We start from the raw sequence: 14,428 nt of genomic DNA, 5'->3' as shown, positions 1-14,428 counted from the left end.
ACCTCTTACACGTGGAAGTCGCCTTGGTACAGCTTCACCTCAAGCGCCACCGACATGTCGCGATAGCGCAGCATGACGCGCTGGAACAATACATTCACCAGCATCGCCAGCGAGTTGTAGCTGTTTGCGAGCCCGCGATAACCGAACCGGAGCTGCTGCGCCTGGCGGATGGCCGCCGCTTCTTCGATAAAAATAAAGATAAAACGGTAAATCAGAACCATAAATTCGACAAGAAGAACGGGAATATGGATGGTTCTCATCACCTTGACCAGCTGCTGCACCGGAACGGTGAGGACAAACAAGAGGGTGCAAGCGAGACAAGCCGTGCTTCTGAACAAAACATGCGCCGCAGCTTGCATGGTCGCATCTGAAATTCCGAAATACAAGGATCCGGCCTGCACCTTCCATAACAGCCCATCCGCAGACACCGATACGGACACGAGAATCGAGACGATGCTCATCAGCAAAAAAGAAAACGGCAGCATGAACCATTTTAGATACTGGCGGCCGCTCATTTTAGCGACATACATGGTTAACGGAACAAGCAGCAGACAGATGACGGCCTGCAGCGCCGCCGATCCGTTTAATGACAACATCAGCAGCAGCATATACCCGAATGTTTTGATATAGGGAGATACGCCGAGCCAGCGGTTGTGATAGGCATATTTATCAATGGTCAGCATGTTCCCGCTTCCGTCTGCCGCGCTGCACTCCGATGACGTAGGCGATAATCCCGGTGCCGATACAGCCTTGCAGCGTGAACAGCAAGCTCTCGATCTCGCCGCTCCTCGGCTCATAGACGGGAGTGAACCATGGTTCATAGTCCGGATTGAGTTCCGAGATCGCCGCTTCCGCCTCCCCGTCCGATCCTTCATATGCGGCATCCCGATTCAGCAAAAAAGGACTTACGATTAAAATAACGACCAGCAGCAAAAGAACGAGATTGAGATTGATTTTTTTCATCGCCATTGCGCCGCCTTTTCCGGGAGATTTTTATGGATCAGATTGTACATCATGGTCGTGAGCAAGCCTTCCGCAATCGCTATCGGCACTTGAGTCGTGCAGAAAATGGCCATAAACTTGAAGATCGAGGCCATCATGCCGGAGGCCGGATCCGGAAAAACAATCCCAAGCTGCACCGAAGTCACCAAATAAGTGGCAAGATCGGCGATAAATGCGCACAGGAAGACGGCCAAGCCTTGACGGCAGCCCATTTTCCGGGCCAATCGATACACGAGAAACCCGACGATGGGTCCGACGACAGCCATAGACACCGCATTGGCTCCCAGGGTGGTGATGCCTCCATGAGCAAGCAGCAGCGCCTGGAACAGCAGCACAATCGCGCCGAATACGCTGACAACCAGCGGCCCGAACAGCACGGTTGCCAGGCCCACGCCGGTGGGATGCGAGCAGGAGCCCGTCACCGACGGGATTTTCAGCGCAGATAAGACAAAAATAAAGGCGCCGCATAAGGCAAGCAGCAATTTATTATGCGGATCGGCGGCCACCAGCTTGCGAATGCGGAGCAATCCGGCAATCAGGAATGGAATAAACGCGATGCTCCAAAGGATGGACCACGCGGGCGGCAGGAAGCCCTCCATAATGTGCATCGCATGCGCCGTCTGCGGATTCGTGATGGCAAAATAAAGTACAGCAACGAGAACAAGCGGGATAAATTTGAAATAGTTAGCCGAAAACCGGTTTCGCATTTCAGGTCCCTACCTTTCTTTTTTCACAATGATCGTGGAAAAATAAGAAAGCTTTTCATCGTCATGCAGTTGGTTCAAGCCAAACGTGATCTTTTCGGAAGCCATTGATGCATCGCTGACAAGCACCGCCTGCTCCAGCAAATGGTGCTGTTCCAGAAGCTGGAGCACCAGCGGCAGATTGCTGGCTGCCTTCATGAATACAATCGTGTCAAAGCCGGTCAGCGCCTGGTGAAGCGCCTCCTCCCCGGAAGTGACCGGAATGACCGCCAGCGATTCCTCATCCATGACAAGCGGCCAGCCGACGCGCGAGGCCATATAGGAGAAGGAGGAAATCCCCGCAATCGTCTCGGTCTCGATCTCCGTCCGCAGCAGCTCCAGCAAGTAGCTGTACGTGCTGTAGACCATCGGATCACCGAGCGTAATAAATCCGGCATTTTTGCCCGCTAGCACATCCGCCTTGATCTCCGCCGCGATGCGTTCCCAGGCCTGCTCCTTTTCCTCCTTGTTGTAGGTCATGGGAAAATGGCGCTGCTTCACCGTTAACCTCTCCGGCAAATAAGGAGCCACGATCTTCAGCGCGAGACTGGCTCCGCCTTTTTTCGCTTCCGGCGTATAGAGCACATCCAGCCGCTCCAGCGTATGAACGGCTTTCATCGTCAATAGCTCGCTGTCTCCCGGACCTGTCCCGATGCCATAAAACTTAGCCATGCGCCACCATCTCCTTCTCCATCGCCATACGGATATGGTCGATAAACTGCGCCTGAATCAGCGGATTCTCGCCCAGTCCCTGCAAATAGGCGGCCGCTTCGAATCCTTGCTGCGTCAATCGCGATTTCCAGGAATCCTCTTCATCCGATGCCATATCGTTGATCGCATGATCTCCGGCCACCAGCATGAACGGCATCAAATGGACCTTGCGGACCTGCGCTGCCTTGAGTTGTTCGATGACGCGCTCCAGCGGGGGATAGCCTTCGACGGTACCCAAGTAGATGGGCTCGCCGTCCAGCATATGGTCGAGACAAGCGTAGGCGCTGAACGCATGATGCTCCGAGCCATGCCCCATCAGCACCAGCGCTTCATCCGCGGCCAGGCGCGGCGCTTGCGCCTTGACGGCCTGGATCGCTTTGCCGTAATCTTCATAGCTGTCGAGCAAAGGCTTGCTGATCAGCAATTGTTCAAATTGCTCCCGGTATGGCAGAGCCTGAGAGACGATTTTCTCGAACTCCTCGCCGTTGATGAGATGCAGGGATTGGATAATCACCTTGGCGTAGCCGGCCGCTTTCAATTTTTCGAGCGCCTGCGCGGGCGTGTCGATATACATCCCATCGCGTTCCGCCAGCTTTTTTCTAATTTTATTGGACGTAAAAGCCCGGAACACATCGTAGTCGGGAAACGTGTCCTTGATCTTGTTTTCGCAAGCTTCGATCGTTTTGGCGCGCGTCTCCGGATAGCTTGTTCCGAAGCTGACGACCAGTATCGCTTGTGTCATGACGGCATAACCTCCCCGGCTTCTTCTAACAGCACCGCAAGCAGCGATTCCGGCTGCGCCGCTTTCGCCTCGCGATAGACCTCCAGGCCCTGCTTGCGTATCGTTCGGCTCGTCATCGGGCCGATGGAGAGCAATTTCATCGAGCGGAGCCGGGCTTGTTCTTCCGCGCTCAATACGGAGAGCAGATGCTCTACCGAAGCGGAACTGGAAAAGCAGACGGCATCAAACTTGCTCAAGTCAACAGGCCGCTCCGTCTCCAACACTTCCCGATACAGCGGCAAAGAAGCAAACTCGGCAGCTCCGCCCAGTTCATCGGCCAACTGTGCCGTATGCTTCTCGCTTCCGGCCAGCAGCGCCTTCGTCCCTTGCCGCCAATTCCCGGCGCAGGCTTGACGGATGATGTCCGCCGACCGTCTCGACACGAGGATATCAGCGGCAAGTCCGTATTCGCGCAGCTTCTCCTTCGTCAGCTTGCCGATCGCCGTCAGCCGGATCCCGCTCAGCGCGCGGTTATCCTTTCCGGCTTCCAACAGCCCCTCGATGAACAGGGTTACGGCCTCCGCCGAAGCAAACACGATTTCTTCGTACTCCGGCAAGGACGCCAGAACCGCGTTCATGAGTGCACGATCAGTGAGTTTTTCAATCCGAATACCCGGATAAAGGGTGACCTCTCCGCCCAAGGCCGTTATCTGGGCGGCCAGTTCGCTTCGCCCGGCACGAGCGCGCGGAAGGAGTATATGCTTCCGGAACAGCGGCGCTTTCTCGAAAAAGTTCAATTTATCCCGCAGCTTCACCACATCGCCGACGACGATCAGCCCGGGTGCCCCGATGTTGGCTTCCGCTACCTTGGCGCAGATCGTCGTCAGATCTCCGGTCACGGTCCGCTGACGGGAGCGGGATGCCCATTCGACTACGGCCGCGGCCGTGTCGGGCCGGCGTCCATGCTGGATCAGGTTCGCGCAGATCGACGGAAGCTGGGTCATCCCCATCAGGAAGATCAAGGTGCCGTCCAGCCGGGCCAAGCTTGTCCAATCGAGCGGATCGCTGCCTTCCTTCAAGTGTCCGGTGATCACGTGGAAGCTGGAGGCGCAGTCCCGATGCGTCACCGGGATGCCGGCATACGCCAGCCCTCCGATCGCCGAGGTGACGCCGGGGACGACTTCGAAGGGAATGCCTGCCGCATGCAGGGTCTCGCCTTCCTCCCCTCCGCGCCCGAACACATAAGGATCGCCGCTTTTTAAGCGAATGACCAATTTGTTCTGTCTCGCCTGATTCACGAGAATTTGCTCGATCTCCGCTTGCGGAATCGGATGATGAGAGGGCTCTTTGCCCACGTAAATCAGCTCGCATTCTGGTCTGCGCTCCTTCAGCAGCGCCGGATTCACGAGGCGGTCGTAGACGATCACATCCGCCTGCCGTATGAACTCCAGGGCTTTCACGGTTAACAGACCGGCTTCGCCGGGTCCGGCTCCGACAAGAACCACCTTGCCGCTCATCGGTTTTCCCCCTTTATTTCATATAATTTGCGCTAGCTCGCCGATGTCTGTAATAACATTCGGGTAATCGAGCGACGGCCGCCGAATGACCACGCAAGGAATGCCGAGCTCCCGGCAAGCGGCGATTTTCTCGGCAAAGCCGCCCTTCGGCCCGCTTTCCTTCGTAATCATCACGTCCGCGCCGGTCTGGCGGAACAGCTCGGTATTCAATGCTTGGGAAAACGGTCCCTTCATCGCGATAATCTGATCAGCCAGCAGACCGAGCTGTTCACAGGCCGCGATGACGTCCGCCCCAGGCAGCACTCTCGCGATGACATGTTTGCCGGGGAGCTTGGCCACGTACTCCGGCAGGTTTTTGCTCCCGGTCGTCAGAAAAATCCGGTCGCCCAACGCGGCCGCGATGCGGCACGCTTCCTCAATGTCGCGGACGAGATGAAGATGATCGGCCTCGCCGGAGGACCTCTCATAGCGAACATAAGGAATCTTCATGCTCCCGGCGGCGTTCATCGCATTCGCGGACACCTCCACCGCGAACGGATGGGTCGCGTCGATGACCAGGGAGACCGCCTTCTCGCGCATCACCCGGCGCATGCCGGCTTCATCCAGCCGCTGGCAGATGACATGCTCGGCATGCCGCTTCGCCAGTTGTTCCCCGTATTCGGTGGCCACGGACACGATATAGTCATGCCCGCGGGCATGCAGCCAATCGCAAATGTCCAGACTATCCGAGGTTCCGCCGAACATCAGGATCATAGCGTATACCCCCGCGGCGTGATCATGCGGCCGCCGGAGACATAGGTTTCCTTGTTGCCGACGATCACCATCGTCGTCATATCTACCTCTTCATAGTCGATGTCCGCCATTGTCGTCAATATTTTTCGTTCTTCCTTGCGGCCGACATCCTTCACGATGCCGACCGGAGTGGAAGGCGATTTATAGGCCATCATCCATTCCAGGGCATGCTGCAGATGATTCGCCCGGCCTTTGCTTCTCGGATTATAGAAGCAGACGACAAAATCGGCTTCCGCCGCCAGCTTCACCCGCTTCTCGATGACCTCCCAAGGCGTCATCAGATCGCTTAAGCTGATATGGCAAAAATCATGCATCAGGGGCGCTCCCAGTCTTGCCGCCGCGCCGATGCTCGCCGTGACGCCGGCCACGATCTCGACTTCGATCGATGCTTGCTCTTTATCCACAATCTCGAGAATGAGGCCGGCCATGCCGTATATCCCGGCATCTCCGCTCGATACGACCGCCACCGTTTTGCCGGTCTTCGCGATATCGACGGCTTCCTGGCAGCGGTCGATTTCCTTTCGCATCCCCGTTTTGACGACTTCTTTCCCCTGGATCAGCTCCTCGATCAGCCGGATATACGTAATGTAGCCTACGATCACATCCGCTTTTTGAATGGCGGCGAGCGCCTCTCCGGTCATCATGTCTCTCTCGCCCGGTCCAATTCCTACCACATAAATCATGCCTTCACCCCATCCCTTCGTTTCGTTCTCTCTCCCATCGCCATCGTGATTCCATTGACGGCGAATCTTGGCGTCAACACCCGGCCCCCGCTGGCCAGATCGGCCGCGGATAACGCGACGCTGCCTACCTTCACGGTCTGTCTGACGAACTCGGATACCGGATATTTGCCCTCGACTTCACGCAGTTGATCGGCCGTATACGTGATGAAGGGGCAATTCCATTGCTCCGCCAACTGCTTGATTGCCGGTTCATCCTTTTTGACATCGATGCTGGCCATCACCGCAAAGGAATGCGGATCGGTATCATGCCGGAGGCAAAATGCAGTAAACGCCTGCCTCATCTGTGCAGGCTCGGTGTGCTTGCGGCATCCGACTCCAAGCACCCGTGTCCGGGGAACCAGCTTCACCGTGTGCACCTTCAATTCCGGCAGGCGGTACCGGTGCGTGACCCACACCAAGGCTTCGGCCTGTTCCGGAAGATTATGCGGATTCGTGACCGGCGTGAACCCCCGCTGGTCGATCTGTACCGGCACTTCCTCATACAGGCACACGGTTTTTCCGGCGGCCACCAGCCCGTTGATTCGCTTGCAATTCTCGCGAAAATCCGGGATCCATCCCGGGATGGACGGCACGATCATGTCGAGCGCCGCCACCTGCTGAACGTCCGTTGCCGTCGTAATAACGGGGGCCGCTCCCGTCAGCTCCGCCAGCTTGCGGGCCAAGTCATTGGCTCCGCCCACATGTCCGGACAACAGACTGATGGCGTGAAGTGCTTTCTCATCCATCACTACCACCGCCGGATCATATAGCTTATCCGAGATGACGGGGGCCAGCGTCCGGACGGCAATCCCTGTCGCCATAATGCAGACCAGCGCATCATATTGCTGGAAAAGGAGTCGCATCCCCGTTGCGAAATCCGGTTGAAGGGCAGCAAACCCTTCGGATTGCAGCTTCGCGGGCACATAGCAATCGGCCGCCAGCGCCTCCTTGATGGACGCGGCAAGCGCCTTGCCGGTAGCCGTGACTGCGATAATGGCGGTGTTCTTATCTGTACTCATGCGAGAAACCCTTGTCGTACAGTTTGGAATAATAATAGGTCTCGCCCAGAAAATCGCCTACCATAATCAGCGCCGTTTTCGTGATGCCCTGCTCCTTGACCTTGGCGGCAATATCGCGCAGGGTTCCGGTCACTTGCTTTTCATCCGCCCAGGTCGCTCTATAGATGACGGCGGCCGGCGTATCCTCCGGATATCCGCCTGCCACCAGCTCTGCCGCCACATCCTCGACCGCTTGCACCGACAGGAAGATAACCATCGAGGTGCGATGCGCGGCGAAGGAACGCAGCGATTCCCTGTCCGGAACCGGCGTTCTGCCTTCCATGCGCGTAATAATCACGCTTTGGCTTACTTCCGGCACGGTATACTCGACGCCGAGCTGCGAGGCGGCCCCGAGGAATGAACTTACCCCCGGGGTGCAGGTGAACTCGATATCCCGTTTTTTCATTTCCTCGATCTGTTCCCGGATCGAACCATAGATCGAAAAGTCTCCGGTCTGGAGGCGAACGACCTGCTTCCCGGCCTTCACGCTTTCTTCCATGCAATCGATAATCTCCGTCAAATCCATCATGGCGCTGTTGTAGATTTCGCAGCCTTCTTTGCAGTACTCCAGCAAATCCGGGTTCACCAGCGAGCCGGCATAAATGACGACATCCGCCTCTTTCAGGAGGTTGTACCCCCGCAAGGTAATCAGTTCTTTATGTCCGGGCCCCGCCCCGACAAAATGCACTTTCGTCATGCTGTCCCGCTCCTTTCTTTTTGGCAGGCGATGATGAAGGCCGGATTTTGGGGCTTAAAATAATGCCCTTGTCCAAGTTCTTGCCATTTCGACACCTGCATTTGAATGATCTCGACTTCATGCCAGGGCCCTTGTTCGAGATAGGCTGCCGCTTCGAGTGCATTTTCCATCAAGATAAAATTAAGCACAAGCTGGCCGCCCGGCTGCAGCAAGGCATGGCTCCAATCGATGATCTCCGTTAATTGCCCCCCGCTGCCGCCGACAAAAATAGCGTCGAACACGATATTGTGCAGGGGGACGGGAGCCTCTGCCGCCACGATCTCCACATTGTCCAGCCCGAACTGGCGCCGGTTCTGTTCGATTAGGTTCAGCGCCTCTTCGTTCCGTTCGATCGCGGTCACCGCCACATGAGGAAACATTTTCGCGACCTGAAGCGCGACGCTGCCTGTACCGGCTCCGACGTCGAGAAAACGGCGGCTTGTCTCGTCCAAAGCCAATTTGTCAATGGATACGGCGCGGACCTCCGCCTTGGTCATCGGCGTCTTGCCTCGAATAAATGCTTCATCCTTCATCCAAAATCACCACCACATTCATATGATAATGAGCCGCAACCTGTTCCGGCTTCAACCGATGCAACCGTTCCTCGGGATAGCTGAGGTTTTCTCCGATAATGAGCGTTTTATGCAGCTTCCTTTGCAGAATTTCCTCAGCGATTTCCGCAGGGCCAATCTTGCTGTCCGTGACCATCGCCACTTTCGGATGCGCGAGCAGAAAATCGAAGTCAGGCTGCTTGCCGTGGCTGCTCGTAATATACAGGTCGTTCATAGCAATGCCGCAGCGGCTGCATAAATATTGAATCGAGCTGATCCCGGGTACAATCTGAAGCTGTTCCTGTGAAAATCGGTCCAACGCCCATTTTCCGATGCCATACATCAACGGGTCTCCGGAGGCGAGCAGCACGATGTCCTGGCCGATCCTCTCGCGCAAAAAGGCTTCCAGCTCCGACAGCTTCGAGGGCAGCAGCTTGCGTTCGGCCGGGTTGTCCAGCGGAATGTCGCTGAGCTGCCGCTTCGAGCCGACAATCACGTCCGCCTTCTGTATCAGCAAGGCGCCTGCACAGGTCAGCAGCTCCGGACTGCCCGGACCAATACCGACAATATGAATCATCGCCATGCCTCCTTGATGGTTGAGATGTCGCAGGTGGAAGCCAGCATTCCGCGATCCGTCGAGAACGTAATGACGTCGATATCCACCGCCGGTTTGCTGTATTTCAAAAACTGTACTGCCCGTTCTTTCACTTTGTCCGTTATGGTCTGAAAAACCTTGCTATACCCTTCCGCCACCATAATTTCGCCCGCCGCTTCCGTCGTCGCGCAGGCCGCAATCCGCTGGAGCAGGGGCAGGGGCGCGCCGGCCAGCGCCAGGTTCGCCACCAGGATTTCGGCCCGCGCATCGGCGTCCTTGCTGTACGTGGTGAAAATACCGGCCGACACTTTAATCAACTTGCCGAAATGGCCCACCATCAGCACATGTTCGAAGGCGAGGCGCTGCGTCTCCTTGAGCATGTAGCCGACGAAATTGCTCATCGAGACCACGTATTTGCCGTCGATGCCAAGCTGCTCTTCGACGAAGCGCTCCCCGTAATTCCCGGGAACGAGAATGATTTTCCGGAAGCCCTGCGCTTTTTTCATTTCCAGCTCGATGGACAGCGACTGCCTCCACCCTTCATCGGACATCGGCGTTACGATTCCGGTCGTTCCGAGAATCGAGATTCCGCCGATAATGCCGAGGCGGCTGTTCATGGTGCGCTCGGCGCGCTCTTCGCCTTCCGGCGCGAAAATCACAACATCCGCCCCGCGGTCAGGGCCGATCTCTTCCCGGACGGCCGCGGTAATCATGCGGCGCGGCACCGGATTGATAGCCGCTTCCCCGACCGGGACCGCAATGCCCTTCTGCGTCACGCGCCCGATGCCTTGCCCGCCGTCGATGCGGATCTCCCCGCCCGCATTCAAGGTGACCTGCGCAAAAATCCACATCCCATGCGTCACATCGATATCATCGCCGCCGTCTTTTTGCACGGCGGCCGTGGCCGTATGCCGATCGAACTGCTGCTTGTCTACCGGAAGCTGCAGGGTCGTTCCGTTCGGCGTGATGATCGTCACCCCGGCGATCTTCTCCTGCTTGACGATCATGGCCGCTGCCGCTTTGGCCGCCGCTGCCGCGCAAGTGCCTGTCGTATAGCCCTTGCGCAATTTTTTCCCCTCGTAATACACGTAATCTTCCATCGGGCCACCTCTTCTTACATCGCGTACAGCACGGCGTTCATGATGGCAGCCGCCAGATTGCTCCCGCCCTTCCGCCCGCGGGCCACGACCGCCGGAATGTCGCTTTCATAGAGCGCTTCTTTCGATTCGGCGGCCCCGACAAATCCAACCGGGACACCGACGACCGCCTCCACGTCCAACTCGCCGGCAGCCGCCATTTCCAGAATTTGATAGACGGCGGTAGGCGCATTGCCGATGACAAACAATTTCTTGCCTTCTTCCTTGGCGGCAAGCTGAATCCCTGCCATGGATCGGGTGATGCCCTGCTGCCGGGCCGCCTCCGCCGTTTCCGGTTCATTGACGTAGCAGCGGTAGCGGCAGCCGTACTGCTCCAGCAGCTTTTTATTGATGCCGCTCAGGGCCATATTCGTATCGGTAAAAATAATGCCGCCCTGCCGGATCGTTTCGCGTATTTTCGTCAAGGCATTATGGGTGAAGACGAGATTGTCCAAATAGTCAAAATCCGCCGTCGTATGGATCGCCCGCTTGATGACCAGCTCCTCTTCCCGATTGCGGAACGTATAGTCCGGTCTTGTTTCCGCAATGATGTCCTGTATGATTTCAAAGCTTTTTTCTTCAATCCGCTTGGGGTTTTTGATGTAATCCATCTTTCCCTCTCCTTTTCGTGGATTTCAATACAACCTCTAAAAGGGAACAAAAAAACACGAAACCTGAAGGGTCCCGTGTCCATACGAAGAAAAGGCCGTATCCAAGTGTATTCGTCAAATGAACACACTGGTGCCTGGGTTCTCTGCAATAGACAACTGTTCCCTTAGAAGTTGCTGCAAGGCTGAACAGAGGAGGTCTCCTGACTTGACATCATTCTACTTTCCCGCCTTCCCAGAAATAATTCCAGTGACATGAATGGGATTTCGTCCGCTTCACAGTAGCTAGGGCCTGTAGAGGAATCGCACCTCTTTCCCTGATCTCCGCTCAGTTTTCTATTCAATTTTTATCAGGTTCAATTTTTTTCACTTGAATTGCGTGAATCTCTTAGATGAATCATAGCTTGGTTGATATTGCGCCGCCTGTGACGGAACTCACTGCACGCCGGTTTTCCGGACAACAAAAAGAGCGTTTCAAGCCTGCTGACGGGCTCAAACGCTCTTTATGAAATCTTTCCGATAGGAATATCCAGCCTTCGTTACATCATTTCGCTCAGGGTTTTCGCCTGCGCATCCAGATTCCCCGCTGCTTTGCCGATTTTGGCAAATTCCTCGGTAGCTTGCTTAATTTGATGCTGACATTCGACGATTCCGTTCCGGGAGTTTTTCGTCCCCCCGCCGACCTGCCCTACCTTATCGGCGATTCTCTCGATGGCGGCTTGAACATCTTTGGCTGCCTGTTGGACGTGCTCCGCCAGCTTCCGTACCTCGGCGGCCACCACCTGAAACCCGAGGCCATGCTCCCCGGCATGGGCCGCCTCAATCGCCGCGTTCAGGCCGAGCAGGTGGGTTTGCGAGGCAAAATCCCGGATCATTTGAACAATTCCTTTGATGGATTTATACTCATCTTCCAATTGCCGCAGGAGGGTTAAGTTTTCTTCGCTGTCCGTCACCGCTTGCTGAATGGCTGCCTCAACCTGCTGGTTGCGCTCCACGCCTTCTTCCGTCCGCTTCAACAAATCTTCCGCCATCAGCCGCAGCTCGTCCTTCATTCGGGAGGCGGCGTTTTCCCTTGGCGTGATGTCGGTCGCCACCTTCAAGACGGCCACTGTGCAGCCCTTATCGTCAAGGACCGGCATATACGTTGCTTCCAGCCATACCAGGTCCCCCTTCTTCGCTACCCGGGCGATTTTCTGTTGACATTTTATACCGTTCCGCAAATTGTCCCAAAACGTCTCATACTCCGAACTGCCGGCAAACTGTTTCGTGCAAAACATCCGGTGATGTTTTCCGGCAAGTTCTGACGCCGTATACCCCATCGTCTGGGCAAACAGATGGTTCGCCCAAAGCACTTCACCCTCGATGTTAAACTCGATCATGGCGACCGACTGCTCCAATGCGGCCAGCACCGCTTTCTCCTCCAGCATTTGTGTACTCTTCTGCCTCATCCCACTATTCATTCGCATCTCCCTTTTCTCATGCCCTTGCAGCAGGCATGCCATCCATACCTGCTTGCCCCCGATTCGATTTCGGCCTCTATATCCCCGCCCATGAGATGGCGCAACCTCTGGCTGATGGCCAAGCCCCATTCCGGCACCTCGATATTTACACATTGATGAATCAGCCTGTGTATGTGGACATACCGCGAACAAGATCTACCAATTTTTATGTAAAAAATCCTCTATTTTTATGAATTGGCATTACTTTCATCCTGTTTTCTAAGCTGATGTTCAATATGCCTTAGGACTTTTTTTCTGTGAAAATCCAAACGCACTCATGAACGATTATCGTCTTTAAAAAGCTGCAGTTTTCTGAGAAATGACCATAAGATGCCCGGTCCACCTTCTTTGAAGGGGCCTTGTTTAAAATCGCTATGTTTCGTCAATGCTGTAAGGTTAGTTGATCTGCATGAGTGGTGCTTGTGGTCCACCTTCGATGTAAATTTGTTTGTTCTTCAGCATGTGGTAAGCAATGATAAGTATCTTACGTGAAATGGCAATGCAAGCTTTTTTCTTTCCTCGTCGTGAAGCAATCTTCCAGAACTTTGTTGCCAAGACCGTGTTTCGTGAGCGAGCGATTGCCCAAGACGCTTCGCATAGTGTCACTTTTGCATGAGGATTGCCTTTTACGCTTTTTGTACTTTTTTTTTGCCTGCACTCTCGTGGTTGCCGGGTGCTACGCCAGCCCAAGAGGCAAGGTGATCTGCGGATGGAAATTGCTCCATATTGGCCCCGATTTCTGCAAGGAGTGCTGCAGCTGTTCGTTCGCTAACACCTGGAATGGTCTGAAGCAGTTCGTACTCCGTCCGATAGGGCTCCAAGTGATCGTTAATTTCGGCTTCCAACCGAGCAATGGACTTCTCTAAGTATTCGATATGCTCCCAACAATCTTTAATCAATCGAATTTGATGCGGGGTCATCGTGCCAAAAAGAGAGTCAGTAACTTCACTTTTTTTGTTCTTGATCGAACCCTTGACGCTCGCTTCAACATCTTCCGCGTCAACGTAACCTTTTTCGATTAAGCGTTGCAGCAAACTGCGCCCGGATACACCGAATACGTCTGAGATGACACTGCCTAGCTTGACGTTACCTGCTTCAAGATACTTCTGGATTCGGTTTTTCTCCGCTGTTAGGGAGCCGATTCGTTTTTTTCGAAGTCGGCAGAGGTCCCGTAGCTCCCTTAAGTCCTCGGATGGCACAAAGCTGGGCTCAATTAGACCGACTCGAAGCAGCTTCGCGATCCATTCGGCATCACAAACATCCGTCTTGCGGCCAGGAACATTCTTAATGCGCTGCGCATTCGCCAGTACGACGGTGAAGTAGCCTTCAAGTATGTTGTAGACAGGTTTCCAGTAGATTTCCGTGCTCTCCATTGCGATGTGTGTAACGCCTTGGGACTCCAGGTACTTAAGCAGTTCGAAAAGATGTTTGGTCATCGTTCCAAAGCTTCGGATCTCGCTGTGGGCCTCCCCCGCAGCATCTGTGGTCATCACACAAACGACGATTGTCTCTTGGTGAACGTCCATTCCAGCACAGCGTTCAAGCAATACTTCCATCTTGGCTTCCCTCCATAACTGAAATGCATGACGGCGGATGAATTCGAGCTTGAGCATTTTTCTGTTCGCGGTTCTCTGATTGGGCATACAGAGCCAGCACAGGTTTGTACACAGAACTCATCCTCAACAGTTTATTTGTCGGGGTTACACCACCATTAAAAAGAACGTGTTTCGCGTCATGTAGTAGCAGTATGGGAAATAGGTCCGACCACTAAACCCTCGCTATTTTCATGCTAGGTTTGCGAACGAGAGTTCATGAATGTTTATTATATAACATAGATCTCAACCATTTTTGAAACAAAAAGTTCCCCGCCTGCATCGCTGACGGGGAGCACAATTGGGTTTGTAATAGAGATTTGCTTTTGTAGCGTATCGCGGAACCGATTTTGAAATTACCGCAAGACCGGTCAGGAGAAACCTATGTATGCACGCATCCGCGTAGGATGCGACGGAGCTAAAAGAGCAGATCGACAACACGCGC

15 protein-coding genes, 1 pseudogene, 1 CRISPR repeat array and 1 riboswitch (1 of these 18 cut by a window edge) are annotated in these 14,428 nt (G+C 54.8%); all 16 genes and pseudogenes read right to left on the bottom strand.

The genetic code is table 11. From position 1 onward, the window contains the following. Window positions 1-5: 5 nt before the first annotated feature. The 16 genes and pseudogenes from cbiQ to OCY70_RS21635 all read right to left on the bottom strand — a co-directional run bounded on the left by cbiQ (window position 6) and on the right by OCY70_RS21635 (window position 13,947). Window positions 6-683, bottom strand: a complete 678-nt coding sequence (gene cbiQ / locus OCY70_RS21715; protein ID WP_213428755.1) for a cobalt ECF transporter T component CbiQ — start codon at window positions 681-683, stop codon at window positions 6-8. Further along, entirely contained in the window at window positions 670-963 is a 294-nt protein-coding gene (locus OCY70_RS21710) for an energy-coupling factor ABC transporter substrate-binding protein (protein WP_213428758.1), read from the bottom strand. Before OCY70_RS21710 ends, cbiQ begins: the two co-directional genes overlap by 14 nt. Next, entirely contained in the window at window positions 960-1,610 is a 651-nt protein-coding gene (locus OCY70_RS21705) for an energy-coupling factor ABC transporter permease (RefSeq protein WP_213428784.1), read from the bottom strand. Before OCY70_RS21705 ends, OCY70_RS21710 begins: the two co-directional genes overlap by 4 nt. A gap of 108 nt (window positions 1,611-1,718) precedes the next feature. Further along, window positions 1,719-2,417 carry a cobalt-factor II C(20)-methyltransferase gene (locus OCY70_RS21700; RefSeq protein ID WP_213428759.1) on the bottom strand — a complete coding sequence of 233 codons (699 nt, stop codon included), beginning with the start codon at window positions 2,415-2,417 and terminating at the stop codon, window positions 1,719-1,721. Further along, window positions 2,410-3,198, bottom strand: coding sequence for a sirohydrochlorin cobaltochelatase (locus OCY70_RS21695; RefSeq protein ID WP_213428761.1), 789 nt, complete (start codon window positions 3,196-3,198; stop codon window positions 2,410-2,412). The genes OCY70_RS21700 and OCY70_RS21695 overlap by 8 nt, the downstream gene beginning before the upstream one ends. Then, window positions 3,195-4,694, bottom strand: a complete 1,500-nt coding sequence (gene cobA, locus OCY70_RS21690; RefSeq protein WP_213428763.1) for a uroporphyrinogen-III C-methyltransferase — start codon at window positions 4,692-4,694, stop codon at window positions 3,195-3,197. The genes OCY70_RS21695 and cobA overlap by 4 nt, the downstream gene beginning before the upstream one ends. An 18-nt stretch (window positions 4,695-4,712) precedes the next feature. Beyond that, window positions 4,713-5,447, bottom strand: coding sequence for a precorrin-6A reductase (gene cobK, locus OCY70_RS21685; RefSeq protein WP_213428765.1), 735 nt, complete (start codon window positions 5,445-5,447; stop codon window positions 4,713-4,715). Next, a complete protein-coding gene (cobJ, locus tag OCY70_RS21680; RefSeq protein WP_213428767.1) occupies window positions 5,444-6,169 on the bottom strand; it encodes a precorrin-3B C(17)-methyltransferase in 726 nt (241 codons plus the stop codon). Before cobJ ends, cobK begins: the two co-directional genes overlap by 4 nt. Further along, entirely contained in the window at window positions 6,166-7,227 is a 1,062-nt protein-coding gene (locus OCY70_RS21675; protein ID WP_213428768.1) for a cobalt-precorrin 5A hydrolase, read from the bottom strand. The genes cobJ and OCY70_RS21675 overlap by 4 nt, the downstream gene beginning before the upstream one ends. Continuing rightward, complete coding sequence (locus OCY70_RS21670) at window positions 7,214-7,963, bottom strand: cobalt-precorrin-4 methyltransferase (protein WP_213428770.1); 750 nt, start codon at window positions 7,961-7,963, stop codon at window positions 7,214-7,216. The genes OCY70_RS21675 and OCY70_RS21670 overlap by 14 nt, the downstream gene beginning before the upstream one ends. Then, window positions 7,960-8,535 carry a decarboxylating cobalt-precorrin-6B (C(15))-methyltransferase gene (locus OCY70_RS21665; protein WP_213428772.1) on the bottom strand — a complete coding sequence of 192 codons (576 nt, stop codon included), beginning with the start codon at window positions 8,533-8,535 and terminating at the stop codon, window positions 7,960-7,962. Before OCY70_RS21665 ends, OCY70_RS21670 begins: the two co-directional genes overlap by 4 nt. Continuing rightward, window positions 8,525-9,130, bottom strand: a complete 606-nt coding sequence (locus OCY70_RS21660) for a cobalt-precorrin-7 (C(5))-methyltransferase (RefSeq protein WP_213428774.1) — start codon at window positions 9,128-9,130, stop codon at window positions 8,525-8,527. The genes OCY70_RS21665 and OCY70_RS21660 overlap by 11 nt, the downstream gene beginning before the upstream one ends. Further along, complete coding sequence (cbiD, locus tag OCY70_RS21655) at window positions 9,127-10,248, bottom strand: cobalt-precorrin-5B (C(1))-methyltransferase CbiD (RefSeq protein WP_213428776.1); 1,122 nt, start codon at window positions 10,246-10,248, stop codon at window positions 9,127-9,129. Before cbiD ends, OCY70_RS21660 begins: the two co-directional genes overlap by 4 nt. Before the next feature lie 14 nt (window positions 10,249-10,262). After that, entirely contained in the window at window positions 10,263-10,895 is a 633-nt protein-coding gene (locus tag OCY70_RS21650) for a cobalt-precorrin-8 methylmutase (RefSeq protein WP_213428777.1), read from the bottom strand. A 176-nt stretch (window positions 10,896-11,071) separates the two neighbouring features. Beyond that, window positions 11,072-11,243: riboswitch (cobalamin riboswitch) on the bottom strand. A gap of 188 nt (window positions 11,244-11,431) precedes the next feature. Beyond that, on the bottom strand, window positions 11,432-12,319 hold the full coding sequence (locus tag OCY70_RS35820) for a methyl-accepting chemotaxis protein (protein WP_283776761.1): 888 nt from the start codon (window positions 12,317-12,319) through the stop codon (window positions 11,432-11,434). Window positions 12,320-12,787: 468 nt separating this feature from the next. Continuing rightward, window positions 12,788-13,947: pseudogene (locus OCY70_RS21635) on the bottom strand (IS110 family transposase). Window positions 13,948-14,365: 418 nt separating this feature from the next. After that, a CRISPR array of direct repeats spans window positions 14,366-14,428; the repeat unit is 32 nt; it runs 1,163 nt beyond the window's last position.

It is taken from the genome of Paenibacillus melissococcoides, assembly GCA_944800085.1.
Lineage (GTDB): Bacteria > Bacillota > Bacilli > Paenibacillales > Paenibacillaceae > Paenibacillus_B > Paenibacillus_B melissococcoides.
This window is presented reverse-complemented; position numbering and strand designations above follow the sequence as displayed.